Raw genomic sequence first — 14757 nt, 5'->3', positions numbered from 1 at the left:
TGCCGCATGTCATTGGCAAATTAGTACATTAGCAAATGGTCACATAATAAAAAAATACTATGAAACAGCAATTTTTCCCTCAAAGATTATTCATGGACATGAAAAGGTTAATAATAAATAGGTTGGTCGGTTTAGGCTTGTTGACCGTAGGGATATTGGTATCATGCAGTGCACCTACGGCTTTCGTGCCTGTTCCTTCTCCCAATCCTTGGGCTGATGATTATACCGCTCTTTCATCTATGGAGAATTACAAGCAGTGGGGAACATATAATGTACACGACCCGGCTTGTAAAAAAATAGGAGATACTTATTATTTGTATTCTACCGATGCTATTTTTGCTGAGAACCGGAAAGAGGCGAAAGAGAAGAATGTGCCTCTGGGTTTTGTCCAGGTACGCAAATCAAAAGAATTGGTACATTGGGATTTTGTGGGCTGGGCTTTTCCCGAGATTCCTGCTCCGGCTATAGAATGGGTTCATAGTCAGGCGGAGGGAAAAGGGGCGACTAATATCTGGGCTCCTTATCTGATGCCTTATCAGGGTATTTATCGTTTGTATTATTGTGTTTCGGCATTCGGCAGGAATACATCCTATATCGGTATGGCCGAGTCGGATTCTCCCGAAGGTCCCTGGATACAGAAAGGGTGTGTGGTTAAGACAGGAGAAGGGGATGCGATGAATGCCATAGACCCTTCTGTGGTTGAGGATCCGGAAACCGGAAAGTGGTGGATGCACTATGGCTCTTATTTCGGTGGTCTGTACTGTGTGGAACTGAATCCCGAAACAGGAATGACTATGCAGCCGGAGGATCATGGGCACTTGATAGCACGCCGGGCCAATTACCGGAAAGATAACTTGGAAGCGCCGGAAATCATGTATCAACCCCAACTTGGCAAATATTATCTGTTTACATCCTACGATCCGCTGATGACTACCTATAATGTACGTGTCGCTTATTCCGGTTCTCCCGAAGGGCCTTTTGTGGATTTCTACGGAGAGGATATAAAAGATACAACGAATAATGTTCCTATATTGACAGCTCCTTACCGCTTCGAAAATCATCCGGGATGGGCGGGAACGGCTCATTGCGGTCTTATTGATGCCGGTGACGGCCGTTATTTTATGGTCCATCAGGGACGGCTTTCCCCCCAGAACCAGTTGATGGATTTGCATGTGCGCGAAGTGTTCTTTACGGTGAATGGATGGCCTGTGGTTTCTCCCGAACGCTATGCAGGTACTGCTCCACGTTCTTTCACTAAAGAAGATTTGGTAGGTGAGTGGGAAATTATCCGTATTCAGGAACCGCCTTTGGAACGTAGTTTGGAAGCTGGACAAATATTGTGGGGTGAAGGGGACTTGCGAAATGGGGAGCAGGCGTTATCTGCCCGTGTTGTTTTGGAAGCAGATGGCAGTGTTGGAGATGCAACTTGGGATTTTAATGTTAAAAAACAACTTCTTACTATAAAAACAGCCACAGAAGATATTAACAATTTGATTATCTTTGCCGGACACGATTGGGAAAATGAAACAGAAACCATTCTTTTTACCGGCCTGGATGCTCAAGGGCATTCTGTGTGGGGAAAGAGAATTGACTAATAAAAATCAATAATATTACTATCATGAAATTACACAGAACTCTATTCACAGCATGGGTATTTGCTGCCGGAGTAGCGCTACATGCACAGAATGCGCACAACATGGTCGTGCAGACCAATAAATTAGGTGCGGAAATACAACCAACCATGTATGGTTTGTTCTTTGAGGACATTAATTATGGGGCGGACGGAGGCTTGTATGCCGAACTGATAAAGAACCGTTCATTTGAATTCCCGCAACGTTTTATGGGTTGGAATATTTTCGGCAATGTGACCTTGATGGACGACGGGCCGTTCGAGCGAAATCCGCATTACGTCCGTCTGGGTAATTCCGGACACAGGGAAAAGCACACAGGAATTGAAAACGAAGGTTTCTTCGGCATAGGTGTCAAGGAAGGGGCTGAGTATCGCTTTTCCGTATGGGCACGTGGTGAGAACCAGAAACTTCGTATTGAATTGATCAAAAATGATACGATGGAGGAACGTCAGGCTTTTGAGTCAAAAGAACTGATAGTGAATTCGAAGGATTGGAAACAATATGAGGTGATATTGAAATCGCCGAGAACGGAGCCCAAGGCTCATCTTCGTATTTTCCTTGAAAGTGCGGGAACAGTGGATCTGGAACATGTTTCTCTTTTCCCTGTAGATACTTGGAAAGAGCGTAAGAACGGTCTTCGTAAAGACTTGGTGCAGGCTTTATATGATATCAAACCCGGTGTTTTCCGTTTTCCCGGCGGCTGTATTGTAGAAGGTACGGATGAGGCTACCCGTTACGAATGGAAAAAAACAATAGGTGCGGTAGAGAATCGCCCGTTGAATGAAAACCGCTGGCATTATACGTTCAAGCATCGTTTCTTCCCTGATTATTTCCAGACCTACGGACTGGGCTTCTTTGAATATTTCCAGTTGTCGGAGGATATAGGCGCCGAACCGCTGCCTATTCTGAACTGCGGATTGATATGTCAGTATCAGAATGACCCCGACCAGCAGGTCAGCCTGTCAAAGCTTGATTCGTATATACAGGATGCATTAGACCTGATTGAGTTTGCTAATGGCGATGTCACAAGTACTTGGGGAAAAGTTCGTGCGGATATGGGACACCCTGCTCCCTTTAACTTGAAATTCTTGGGCATTGGTAACGAACAATGGGGACCGGAATATCCGGAACGTCTGAAACAGTTTGTCGAGGTGCTTCGTAAGGCTCATCCTGAAATCAAGATTGTTGGTAGTTCGGGACCTCAGTCTGAAGGTAAAGACTTTGATTACTTATGGCCGGAAATGAAAAATCTGAAAGTGGATTTGGTGGATGAGCATTTCTATCGTCCCGAAAGCTGGTTCCTGGCACAAGGCAACCGTTATGACAATTACGACCGCAAAGGACCGAAGGTCTTTGCTGGAGAATATGCCTGCCATGGCAAAGGCAAGAAATGGAACCATTTTAACGCTGCTTTAATGGAAGCTGCGTTCATGACCGGACTGGAACGGAATGCTGATGTGGTGCACATGGCTACTTATGCGCCTTTGTTTGCCCATGTGGAAGGATGGCAATGGCGTCCGGATTTGATCTGGTTTGACAATCTGAACTCGGTTCGTACTTGTAGTTACTATGTGCAGCAGCTTTATGCTCATAACAAAGGTACTCATGTGTTGCCCCTGACTATGGATAAAAAAGCTGTGAGTGGTCAGGAAGGACAGGATGGTCTGTTTGCCAGTGCCGTATGGGATAAGGATGAAAAGGCTTATATCGTGAAAATTGCCAATACTTCGGAGCAGACACAGCCAGTATCATTGACTTTCAACGGGTTGAAGAAGAGTGATAAACTTGTGGAAGGTAAATGCATCACACTCCAGTCTGCCGATTTGGATAAAGATAACACGGTAGAGCATCCGAATGTCATCACTCCGAAAGAAAGTGCTGCTACGGTTGAGGGTAATGTACTGAATGTAGAGATGGCGCCGAAGACTTTCGTGCTTTATAAGTTTGTTAAGGCAAGTAATAAGTAAAAGATGAATCATTCTTTTAAATACTAACACAGAGGATAGAGAAACATAAAGCAGCCGAAGGGCTGCTTTATAATCCCAACTGCATCCGGAACTTTTAAAGGAAATGTATACCTGCCTCCCTTGGTTGTACCAAGGGAGTTTTTTTTGATTATACGTATATTATCATCTTGGATTATGCGCAGCATTTTGCTGTAAATCAGTGATATGTTGTGCAAATACATTCTAAATCCCCCTGAAACGGTTTGCCATTTTCTGCTGCCAAATCTGGTTTGACGGATATCGGTTGTTCTAATTCCTGTGTCATAGCTACGGTTGTTCCCTTGCAGGGGAGCGTCATAAGGCGTATTTTTGTTCGGGTGCGTTCGTTGATTCACTAAGGTGAAGAGGTAGCTTCACTTAGGTGAACAGCCGCTTTCACCTAGGTGGAATAATTGCTTCACCTTGGTGAAATATCAAATGGAGTGAGGTGAAGATAAGATGAGAATAGGTTCTTATGATGCCTACGAGTTGCCGGGAGGTAACGAGGGGGTGATTTTACATTCTGTCCGAGAGAATCCCCGAAGCAGATTTATTTCGTCACCGGCATACCGATTGAGGAGGATTTGAAAGACTATTACACAGAAAGTGGTTGGTAATGAGTGAGTTGCTGTGACGGAATGTTTTTGTACTTTATGTAAATGTGTTAAAAGTGATTTTTGTTGTCGTTATGTTGTAGGGGCGGACTCATGGGTCTGCCCCTACGGTGGAACATTTGATAGTTACTTCGAACTTTTGAAATATCCTCTTATTGGATGAGTCCTGTTTACATCTTTATTCTCTTATTGCGTACTTGCCTCAGAATTGTCTGCAACTCAAATACTTTCTTAGGATACTTTTCTGCTACATTCTCTTGTTCGTTCACCTTTTCCATTTCATATAACTGGGGGACGTTCAGGTTTCCGGTCTCTATTTTTTCTGCCTTCATGAAAGTGGTCGGATCATCATTCGGTTCAATGTATTTCCAGTCTTTGGTACGGACGGACAACGTGTGGTTCATGGATTGTTCCACAATCCATGGGCGGTCTGTCTTATCGGTTCCTATCAAATTCCCTAAACGGTCATAGCTGTCCGGAGCGCTGCCTTTAGGTAATCTGGCGTTGACCAAAGCTCCTAAAGAGGCTAGCCAGTCAATCTGTGACATTAATACGTCCGAGTCTCCTGCCTTTTTTATCTTCTGTGGCCAGCGGACGATGACCGGAACGGCTGTTCCACCCTCGAAAGCGCTGTATTTGTTCCCTCTCCATGGACCGGAAGGTGTATGTCCGTTCAACAGCTCTTCTGCCTTGTCCTTATATCCGTCGTCTACAACCGGCCCATTGTCGCTGGATAGAATAATCAGCGTGTTTTCAGTTAGTCCAAGTTGGTCCAATGTTTCCATCAGCTGGCCTACCGTCCAGTCGAATTGGGCGATTGCGTCTCCGCGTAGTCCCATAGGATTCTTTCCACGGAAGCGGTCATGAGGAAAACGGGGAACGTGTACATCATTGGTCGCAAAATACATAAAGAAAGGCTCGTCTTTATGCTGTTTGATAAAATCGATGGCATGAACGGCGATGGAATCGGCAATGTTCTCATCTTTCCAAAGTGCCTTTCCACCCCCTTTCATAAATCCGATGCGGCTGATGCCATTGACGATGGACATGTCATGTCCGTTGCTGGGATGTAGGTTATACAGTAGTTCGGGATTATCTTTTCCGGTCGGTTCTCCCGGAAAGTTCTTGGTGTAACTCACTTCTATAGGATCGGACGGATCATAGTTGGCTACCTTGCCGTTTTCTATAAATACACAAGGTACACGGTCGGCTGTAGCGGCCATGATATAGTGATAGTCAAAGCCTAAGTCACCCAAAGCGGCTGGTAAAGGAGCATTCCAATCCTGTCCGCCTGTCTTGTCTCCTAGTCCCAGATGCCATTTGCCGATAGCGGCTGTAGCATATCCGGCACTTTTAAACATATCTGCCATGGTGTATTGTTCGGGACGGATAATCATTTTTACATCTCCTGCGGCAATATCCGTATCCGGTCTGCGCCATGCATATTCTCCTGTCAGCAAGGAGTAGCGGGATGGGGTGCTGGTAGCGGCTACAGTATGTGCATTAGTAAAACGGATGCCTTCCGATGCCAGTTTGTCAACATGGGGAGTTTCTACATTCTTGGCTCCGTAACATTTTAAATCTCCATATCCCAGGTCATCTGCCAGAATAACGATAACATTGGGCTTTTTCGGGTCTTGCGTACTGTTTTTTTGAACGGTTTCTGCTGTTGCAGAGTTACAAGCGGCTAATGAGGCAAGTAAGGATATGCCTGCATAATTTCTACTTTTCATCTCTATCTATTTAAGGTTTGATTCGGATACATCTCTATTTTCACTTTCCGGTTTCTCGACCTGAAGGTGAAAAACGACGGAAAGTTATCAAGAAAATCTTGAAGCAGCAAAAAAGAGGGCCGAAATATGATTTGAAAGTGTCTGGAATTAGATGATAATGCCCCCACCCAGTACTACATCATCCCTATAAAAAGCGGCTGCTTGTCCCGGGGCAATGGCTGTCAGCGGCTCATGCAGTTGTACATGCAGGGTGTTATCCGGTTGCAGGGTTACTGTGCAGCGGTTTGCTTGTTTCCGATAGCGTATTTTGACGATGATGTCGTCCTTATTTAGTAATAAAGCGGGATTGGTGATGCGCCATTCTTTCAGTCTCATTTCTGTTTTTTCCAGTGCTTTCAAGTCGCTTAGTATGACTTTGTTTTCTGCCGGAATGATTTCTTTGACAAAGACAGCTCGGTTAAGATCTATGTCCAATCCTCTCCGCTGGCCGATGGTATAGAAAGGATAACCTTTGTGCCGTGCGATAAAATTCCCCATTTCATCGAAGAATTTACCCGGTAGGATACTTCCTTCAGGCAATTCCTTATGCAGGAATGTGCGGTAGTCCATGGGGCAGAAGCAGACTCCCAGACTGTCCCGTTTATGGGCGGCTTTCAGAAAACCACGCTCTGCCGCGATCTCACGGACACGGGCTTTAGTCAGGTTGCCCATAGGGAGAAGCATACGTTGCAGGATTTCTTGTGGCAGCCCCCATAGGAAAAAGGATTGGTCTTTATCCGGGTCGGCACCGGTAGTGATGTGATAGTATCCATTGATGAGGCGTCGGCGTACATAATGTCCTGTAGCGAAGTGATAGATCCCCATTTCATCGGATATTCTCTTCAAAAGAGGCCATTTCAGGTAGTTGTTGCATAAAGTACAGGGAACCGGGGTATGACCTGCCATATATTCGTTGATGAAATAGTCAATGATGGTTTTCCGGAAGGTGCCACGAACATCGTATGTGAGATGGGGGATGCCCAGACGTTCACATAAAGTGCGGGCATCCTCCAGATACTCTGTATCATTTCCTTTTTCATAAAAACGGAAGGTGATGCCGGTTACCTCGTATCCTGCATCCTGCAATAGAAGGGCGGCTACGGAACTGTCTGTTCCTCCGCTCATGCCTAGTAGGACTTTATTATTGGGTTCTGCTTCTTTCATCTTTATAGCAGTTTTGTGAGGATAGATGCTGGGATATCCATTTTGGAGAAGGCAAATAGTTTCTTTCCCAAATCTTTCAAAGAGGCTCCGATGTGATATACGTCGGATTGGTCTATAATAAGAAAACGGTCATGTGCCTGGCGGTAGGTTCTTATGTTTATAGGTGGATATTGATTGTTGTGTCGGGTAAGGTCTAGTTGAAGTTGCGGTGTGATTCGTTGTGTATAGATGGTGGCATCTACTCCTGTTGTGCGTTTGGAAAGCATGAGAAGTGTGCTTTCATCTATATAGTTGTCTATCAGGATAAGGGAATTCTTGGCGGATTTGATAAGGTTCGTGGCGAAAGCGTATGCGTCGAAAATCTGTCCGTCAAAGAAAATTCCTTCGACCGGAGGGAGAGAGGTGCGGACAAAAAAATCTACTTTCTCATTTAATCTGGTCAGTTGCATATCATAAGAAAGAAACTTTGCATCCACCCTTTGTTCAAGGTTGCTGATGCGTTGGTTGATGACATGACCTTTTAATAAATAATCTTTTAAAACTTGGCTTGCCCAACGGCGGAACAAAGTGGCATTTTTGCTGTTGACACGATAGCCTACAGAAATGATAGCGTCCAAATTGTATGTTTTGGTTTTGTATGACTTGCCATCCGAGGCAGTTAGTTCCAAAATGGAACATACTGAGTTTTCGTTCAACTCGCCGCTTTGGAATATATTCTTAAGATGTTTGGTAATAGCTTGGCGTTTGGTTTCAAATAACTCTGCAATTTGTGCCTGAGTCAGCCACACTGTTTCATCTTCAATGCGCACTTCCATCCTCACCGATTCATCCGGCTGGTAGAGTATGATTTCTCCTTGTTGTTCCATGTGTTCGATTTTTGGGGTACAAAGCTAGCAAATATAAATCAGACTGATCTTGCTTTCAGGCTATAATTGAAATGTAGGATGGGAAATGAAACTCCGATGACAATCTATATGATAGCGCCATCGGAGTTCTGACACACTCTTCTTATTAAGGAAGGAATGCTTGCGATATTTTTATTTTATCGGCATCAATGTGAATCCCCAATGATATTCCTTATTGGCGGGCAGGGTATGTTCCGGCAGCGGGCGGTCTCCCCAGCTGTCATAACCGGCTACACCTTGCTGTTTCATATCAATACATACTTCAACGAAATTACGTGGAGTGATATCGTTGACGTGGGTCATGCGGCGTATTACATTTTTAGCCTTTGCCTCGTCGTGGTTGGCAATCTCTTCGGGGGTGAAATTAGTCCACTGGCGAGGACGGTTAATGGCTTCTTCCGAATCAAAGTCCTCTACAGAATTGCGCAGTGCATTGAAACCGATGGTACTGTCAGCGCGTATTAACAGACCTTTTCCGCCTTTACGGCTCAGTTCCACCCAACGGGTGTCGGTGCGGTGTCCGTTTTCTTGCGGACGGACGTAGTTGTTGGTGTACATCTGGTCGGCTGTGGTGCGGTAGAGGTCGACGAAACTACTTGCATTACGGTCGATGTAGTTTTCACCCGGTCCGCGGCCGAAATATTCTACCTGATTCATATCCGATGGCAAGCGGAAACGTACGCCGATACGTGGTACGTTCAGTTTGGAAGAGGCCAGACGCTGGGCATCCTGTCCCGGTGTGAAGGTAGCCATCAGAGTTGCTTCTGACACTTCGGTACTGGCGGCTTTCATATCCGTAGAAGTAAAGGTGATATCTGCATGAACCACTCCGTCAGGATAAATGGTATATTTCATGATATACAGGTTACCTGCTGCCAGTAAATAGTTGGCTGTTAATATAGTCTTGTTGCCGTCTGTTTCTGTAGTGACATCCGCTACATTGAAGTTCTTGCTGGACTGTTTCCATATTTGCTCGCGCTTAGGCCCACCGTTACCATAATCATTGTCTGTCGGTGCGCGCCAGAAGTTAGGTTGAATACCAAAGCCTTCAGCGAAATATTCTGTACCGTTTACTTTGTATGAAGTCACGAGTCCACTTTTCTTGTTGAAAACGAACTGCATACGTGATGATAATACGGTGATGACGTCACCATCCGTGCTGACGGTAGTCTTACCGCTTGCTTTATGTTCGGCTATAGCCAATGGTTCTATGGGCAGGCGGAATTGTTCGGAAGCAATATCGTGCCCTGCAGGAATCAAGGGTTCCGGCTCTGTGGTGGTAACTACAAAATTTACAAAATATTCTGTGCCGGCCTTGGGCTTCAATCCGTTGAGGTTGATGTCCAGTTCTTTGGAACTTTGCGGTTCGATATCTAATGATACTTTTCCGCCTTTAATTGTTTTTCCGTTTGCCTTTACGGTATAACTGATCATATACTTCTTCAAGTTGGTGAAGTAGAAACGGTTCTTTACCAGGAATTTGCCGGCAGCCGGGTCGATGGCTTCAAAACCTACATTCTGATGTGCATATTTCACTTCTGTCATGGCCGGATGCGGAGTGCGGTCCGGAGCTACGATTCCATTGCATAGGAAGTTTCCGTCGCTGGGTGCATTGGTCCCGTAATCACCTCCGTAGGTCCAGTAGGTACGTCCATTTTCGTCTTTTTCCAGAATACCTTGGTCTACCCAGTCCCAAATGTAACCACCTTGCAAGTTCGGGTACTTGTAGATCGCTCTCCATTGTGCTGCCAGATTACCATTGGAATTGCCCATAGCGTGTGAATATTCGGATGGCGCAATGGGACGGTCGCTGCCTTTTTTGCCTATTTCTTCCAGCCAGGCGGCACTAGGGTATTGGGGTACATACATATCTGTGTTCCATTCCCAAAGGGCGCGTTCATAATTTACAGGACGGTTCATCCCTTTTACTTCGCGTTCTTTCAGCCATAAATAGGTCTGATAGAAATTATAACCGTTTCCAGCTTCGTTTCCTAATGACCAAATGGCTACAGAGGGATGGTTTTTGTTACGCTCGTACATATTAATGGTACGGTCCATGTGCGGCTTCAGCCATTCGGGATTGTTGCCCAATGTTCCGCCTCGGCTTAAGTTGTAATACATACCGTGGCTTTCGATATTGGCTTCATCATATACATAGATGCCATATTCATCACACAATTCATAGAACTTGCGGTCTTGCGGATAGTGGCAGAGACGTACACTGTTGATGTTGTTCTGTTTCATCAGGGTGAAGTCCTTGCGCATCAGCTCTTCGGGAACATAATGTCCTGTTTCGGGATTATGCTCGTGTATGTTTACGCCTTTCAGCTTGATGGGTTGTCCGTTGATGAACAAGCAAATGTATGGTTTGCCGTTTTCGGCTATCTGATCGGTTGGTTTGATCTCGAAACGGCGGAAACCTACCGTATAAGGAATGATCTCGCTTGTTTTTTCTCCGTCTTTCAGAGATATCAGTAACCGGTACAGGTTAGGGTGTTCTGATGTCCAGGTCTTGACGTTGCTGAGGGTGGCTTCAAAAGAGATACTCTTCTGCCCGTCCGCTGTAACAGGACAGGGGGTGTTACCTTCTGCCACCACTTTCTTTGCGGCATCCAGCAATTCGTATGCTACGGTTACCTCTTTGTTGCCTGCTGTATGGTTGGTTACGTCTACATCCAGTTTGAAGATACCATTTTTATAGGTGTCGTCCAGCGTAGACATCACGTTGAAATCTTTGATGTGAGTTTTGGGCTGTGAGAACAGAAATACATCACGTTCAATACCGCTCATGCGCCAAAAATCCTGGCATTCCAGATAAGAACCGGTACTCCAGCGGAATATTTTAATGACCAGCGAGTTTTTACCGGGTTTCAGGTAGTTGTTGATTAAAAATTCTGCCGGATTCTTGGAGTCTTCGCTGTATCCCACTTCCTGTCCGTTGACATACACGTATACACCGGATTTTGCTCCTTCCAAACGGAGGAATATGTCGCGTCCATCCCAATCGGCGGGAATTTCGATATCACGCTGATACACACCGACCGGATTGGCTTCGGGTAATTGCGGCGGTTGTGGATTTCTGGGCTTGAATTCGTATCCATGATTGGTGTAGATGGCCACTCCGTAGCCCTGTACCTCCCAGTTGCCGGGTACTTTAATCTCCTTCCAGGCTATGTTGGCATCCGGTTGCTCAATGTTGGCAGGCAGATCTTTGTATGTATCTGCATAATAAAAGTTCCATGTACCGTTTAGTAGTTTGTAATAAGGGCTGTTTTCATACTCGCCGGTCAGTGCCTGGTCCCGGTTGTCATAAGTCATGAAAGCTGTACGCGGATATTCCTTGTTGACGGCTACGGTCTGAATATCTTTCCAATAAGGTAGTTTTGTATCTTCTGCATGAAGAACTTGTGTTGAAAAAGCGCATACAGCGGCGCCAATCAGGCATTTAAATAAGGTTGTCATTTTAGGTTTCATAGGTTCAAATAGAAAAATGAAGAAGAAAGGGCGCTAGTACCGGCGCCCCTTTCCTTAAGTCCTTTTATGTAAAATAGCAATTATTTAATTGCGTCTGCTAGTTCAGCACCTGGTTTGAACTTGGTTACTTTTTTAGCAGGAATAGTAATCGTTGCTTTTGTGGATGGGTTGATACCTGTTCTTGCACTTCTTTCAGCAACAGAGAATGTTCCGAATCCGATTAATGATACTTTGTCCCCTTCTTTGAGGGCCTTTGTTACAGTTGAAACGAAAGCTTCAACTGCTTTTTTTGCGTCGACTTTGCTCAAGCCGGCTTCAGCGGCGACTGCGCTGATAAAATCTGCCTTATTCATAACGAAAATGATTAATTATTAAATGTAACACAAAAGTTTTACCAAAATCAGTGACAAATATATGCTTTCAAAATTAGAAATCAAACAGATAGCCTAAAAAAGATGCTCCAAAAATCAAAAAAACGTAAGAGAACTCTTGTTTTCTGTTATATAACAGAATAAAATTGTAAATTTGCGCGCAATCAATGTTTTATTAGACGAAGAATATTTATGAACAGTATACCTACAGTAACCAAGAATTTATTGATAATAAATGTGTTGTGTTTCTTTGGAGGCGTGGTAGCCATGAAGTATGGAATTAACCTAAACGACCTGCTGGGACTACACTTTTTTATGGCATCTGATTTTAATCCTGCCCAGTTGATTACTTATATGTTTATGCATGGCGGTTTCCAGCATATCTTTTTTAACATGTTTGCCTTGTGGATGTTTGGACGTACGCTTGAACAGGTTTGGGGACCGAAACGTTTCTTGTTCTATTATATGGTATGTGGTATAGGTGCGGGATTGGTGCAGGAGCTGGTGCAATATATACAATATGTGACCGAATTATCGCAATATGACAGTGTGAATACGGGGATTGCCGTGATTCCGATGGCGGAGTACTTGAATCTGATGACTACAGTTGGCGCTTCGGGAGCGATATATGGCATTTTGTTGGCATTCGGTATGCTATTCCCCAATAGTCAGATGTTTGTATTCCCTATCCCATTTCCTGTCAGGGCTAAATATTTTGTGATGGGATATGCTGCTTTGGAGATATTTTTGGGATTGGGTGCTTCGACCGATGGCGTTGCCCACTTTGCACACTTGGGAGGTATGATTTTTGGTTTTATATTAATAATGTATTGGAGAAAAAAGAATAATAATGGGCAGTTTTATTACTGATTTGAAAAATAGCTTCAACAAAGGGAACATATATATCCAGTTTATATATATTAATGTAGGGGTATTCATTGTAACTTCCTTATTGGGGATTTTATGGATGCTGTTCAACCGGAATGGAGCATTTGTGCTTCAATATTTGGAACTGCCGGCCTGGACGTTGCAGTTTGTCAAGCAGCCTTGGTCTTTGCTGACTTATATGTTCATGCATGCAGGCATTTTGCATTTGCTGTTTAATATGCTGTGGCTTTATTGGTTCGGGCAGATGTTTCTGTCTCTTTTCTCGGCAAAGCATTTCCGCGGACTCTATCTGTTGGGAGGTATTTGTGGCGGTTTGTTGTATATGATCGCTTACAATGTTTTTCCTTATTTCAGTGATTCTTTGTATTATTCTTATTTGTTGGGAGCATCAGCTTCCGTACTTGCTATTGTTGTAGCTACTGCGGTACGTGCACCGGAATATAGAGTAAACTTTATGTTTATTGGGACTGTTAGGTTGAAGTATGTGGCTTTGTTTATGGTTGTGACCGATTTGCTGTTTATGACATCGGGCAATGCCGGTGGCCATATCGCTCATTTAGGAGGTGCTCTGGCCGGATGGTGGTTTGCTTCCGGATTGTCCCGCGGACATGATGCTACGTCATGGATAAACCGATGCTTGGATTGCTTCTCAGAAGGCCTTTCGTTTCGTCGTCAATCGAAAAAGCCGAAGATGAAAGTTCATTATGGTGATAAGGCAAAAGATTACGATTATAATGCCCGTAAAAAACAGCAAAGTGAGGAGATAGACCGTATATTGGATAAATTAAAGAAATCTGGTTATAACAGTCTGACTACCGAAGAGAAGAAAAGCTTGTTTGATGCGAGCAAGAAGTGATATATGAAATATATTGGTCGTTTTTTGGGATGGATACTACTGGGCATAAACTTGTGTATGGTGGTATTGTTACTGGTATGTGCTTACAGCCCTTATATTGATCCTGTGGCTCATCCGGTATGGTCATGTGCCGGTTTGGCTTTTCCTGCTTTTTTGATTGTTAATCTTTTGTTTCTGGTCTTTTGGTTGGTGATTTATCGTAAATATGCGTTGCTTTCATTTTTAGGCTTGGTATGTTCCATTGGTGCTATCCGTACTTATTTTCCAGTCAATGTATTTGTATCTGATGTACCGGAAGGGGCAATCAAATTCTTATCCTACAATACGATGGCCTTTGAGAAGAACCGTGCGAACACCAAGGATAATCCGAACCCTGTGTTGGAATATTTAAGAAACAGCAATGCGGATATAATCTGCCTGCAGGAATATATTGTAGGGGGACGGTTAACCAAGAAAGAGGTGGATTATGCTTTAAGAGATTATCCTTATAAAAATTATTATAAGATATCAGGGGCTAACGGTTTGGGTTGTTATTCCCGTTTTCCTATTTTGTCGGCACATCCGGTGAGATATGCCAGCCTTAACAATGGTTCCATTGCTTATAAAATCAAAGTGAATGGTGATACCTTGCTGGTTGTTAATAATCATCTGGAATCCAATAAGCTGACTGAGAAGGATAAAGAAGTCTATCGCGAAATGATGAAGGACCCTGATAAGCAAAAGGTATCGCAAGGGTCTCGTTTGCTGATCAGAAAACTGGCGGAAGCATCGGCTATACGTGCCGTTCAGGCTGATTCCATAGCTCGTTTGGTGGCCGGTTACAAAGGGGGAGGCATAATTGTATGCGGTGACTTCAATGATTCTCCTATATCATACACTCACAGGGTGGTAGGGGAAGGTCTGAATGATGCTTTTGTGGAGTCGGGAAACGGCTTTGGCATATCTTATAATCAAAATCATTTTTATTTCAGAATAGACAATATTTTATTGAGCAAGAATTTAAAATCTTACCGTTGTACGGTGGATAATACGATAAAGAGTTCGGATCATTACCCCATTTGGTGTTATGTGGCGGAGAAGTGATTTTACATACCTTT

10 protein-coding genes are annotated in these 14757 nt (G+C 44.1%); 5 read left to right on the top strand and 5 right to left on the bottom strand.

Annotation, left to right across the window (positions count from 1 at the left end; genetic code table 11):
- Nucleotides 1-59: 59 nt before the first annotated feature.
- Nucleotides 60-1595 carry an arabinan endo-1,5-alpha-L-arabinosidase gene (locus GKD17_RS21480; protein ID WP_007833782.1) on the top strand — a complete coding sequence of 512 codons (1536 nt, stop codon included), beginning with the start codon at nt 60-62 and terminating at the stop codon, nt 1593-1595.
- 23 nt (nt 1596-1618) lie between these two features.
- Nucleotides 1619-3598 carry an alpha-L-arabinofuranosidase C-terminal domain-containing protein gene (locus tag GKD17_RS21475; protein WP_007833780.1) on the top strand — a complete coding sequence of 660 codons (1980 nt, stop codon included), beginning with the start codon at nt 1619-1621 and terminating at the stop codon, nt 3596-3598.
- 802 nt (nt 3599-4400) lie between these two features.
- Here the strand turns inward: GKD17_RS21475 and GKD17_RS21470 are convergent.
- The 5 genes from GKD17_RS21470 to GKD17_RS21450 all read right to left on the bottom strand — a co-directional run bounded on the left by GKD17_RS21470 (nt 4401) and on the right by GKD17_RS21450 (nt 11898).
- Nucleotides 4401-5963 (bottom strand): sulfatase family protein, encoded by a 1563-nt coding sequence (locus GKD17_RS21470; protein WP_007833767.1) that lies wholly within the window; start codon nt 5961-5963, stop codon nt 4401-4403.
- Between the two features lie 147 nt (nt 5964-6110).
- Nucleotides 6111-7166, bottom strand: a complete 1056-nt coding sequence (mnmA, locus tag GKD17_RS21465) for a tRNA 2-thiouridine(34) synthase MnmA (RefSeq protein WP_007833764.1) — start codon at nt 7164-7166, stop codon at nt 6111-6113.
- A gap of 2 nt (nt 7167-7168) precedes the next feature.
- The gene (locus GKD17_RS21460; protein ID WP_007833763.1) at nt 7169-8032 is read right to left on the bottom strand and encodes a RhuM family protein; all 864 of its coding nucleotides are present in this window, start codon (nt 8030-8032) and stop codon (nt 7169-7171) included.
- 171 nt (nt 8033-8203) lie between these two features.
- On the bottom strand, nt 8204-11533 hold the full coding sequence (locus GKD17_RS21455; protein WP_080549516.1) for a glycoside hydrolase family 2 TIM barrel-domain containing protein: 3330 nt from the start codon (nt 11531-11533) through the stop codon (nt 8204-8206).
- Between the two features lie 92 nt (nt 11534-11625).
- Entirely contained in the window at nt 11626-11898 is a 273-nt protein-coding gene (locus GKD17_RS21450; RefSeq protein ID WP_007833754.1) for an HU family DNA-binding protein, read from the bottom strand.
- Nucleotides 11899-12108: 210 nt separating this feature from the next.
- Here GKD17_RS21450 and GKD17_RS21445 point away from each other — a divergent pair, with 210 nt between their 5' ends.
- The 3 genes from GKD17_RS21445 to GKD17_RS21435 are packed head-to-tail and all read left to right on the top strand — an operon-like array spanning nt 12109 to nt 14743.
- On the top strand, nt 12109-12786 hold the full coding sequence (locus tag GKD17_RS21445) for a rhomboid family intramembrane serine protease (RefSeq protein WP_007833753.1): 678 nt from the start codon (nt 12109-12111) through the stop codon (nt 12784-12786).
- Nucleotides 12767-13660 (top strand): rhomboid family intramembrane serine protease, encoded by an 894-nt coding sequence (locus GKD17_RS21440; protein WP_007833752.1) that lies wholly within the window; start codon nt 12767-12769, stop codon nt 13658-13660. Before GKD17_RS21445 ends, GKD17_RS21440 begins: the two co-directional genes overlap by 20 nt.
- Nucleotides 13661-13663: 3 nt before the next feature.
- On the top strand, nt 13664-14743 hold the full coding sequence (locus GKD17_RS21435; RefSeq protein ID WP_007833748.1) for an endonuclease/exonuclease/phosphatase family protein: 1080 nt from the start codon (nt 13664-13666) through the stop codon (nt 14741-14743).
- Nucleotides 14744-14757 lie beyond the last annotated feature (14 nt).

It is taken from the genome of Phocaeicola dorei (assembly GCF_013009555.1).
Lineage (GTDB): Bacteria > Bacteroidota > Bacteroidia > Bacteroidales > Bacteroidaceae > Phocaeicola > Phocaeicola dorei.
The sequence above is the reverse complement of the archived record's forward strand: the minus strand, read 5'-3'. Positions and strand labels throughout refer to the sequence as shown.

Coding starts and splice junctions, on each gene's coding strand:
- GKD17_RS21480 (WP_007833782.1), top strand. CDS start 60: ATGAAACAGCAATTTTTCCCTCAAAGATTATTCATGGACATGAAAAGG.
- GKD17_RS21475 (WP_007833780.1), top strand. CDS start 1,619: ATGAAATTACACAGAACTCTATTCACAGCATGGGTATTTGCTGCCGGA.
- GKD17_RS21470 (WP_007833767.1), bottom strand. CDS start 5,963: ATGAAAAGTAGAAATTATGCAGGCATATCCTTACTTGCCTCATTAGCC.
- mnmA (WP_007833764.1), bottom strand. CDS start 7,166: ATGAAAGAAGCAGAACCCAATAATAAAGTCCTACTAGGCATGAGCGGA.
- GKD17_RS21460 (WP_007833763.1), bottom strand. CDS start 8,032: ATGGAACAACAAGGAGAAATCATACTCTACCAGCCGGATGAATCGGTG.
- GKD17_RS21455 (WP_080549516.1), bottom strand. CDS start 11,533: ATGACAACCTTATTTAAATGCCTGATTGGCGCCGCTGTATGCGCTTTT.
- GKD17_RS21450 (WP_007833754.1), bottom strand. CDS start 11,898: ATGAATAAGGCAGATTTTATCAGCGCAGTCGCCGCTGAAGCCGGCTTG.
- GKD17_RS21445 (WP_007833753.1), top strand. CDS start 12,109: ATGAACAGTATACCTACAGTAACCAAGAATTTATTGATAATAAATGTG.
- GKD17_RS21440 (WP_007833752.1), top strand. CDS start 12,767: ATGGGCAGTTTTATTACTGATTTGAAAAATAGCTTCAACAAAGGGAAC.
- GKD17_RS21435 (WP_007833748.1), top strand. CDS start 13,664: ATGAAATATATTGGTCGTTTTTTGGGATGGATACTACTGGGCATAAAC.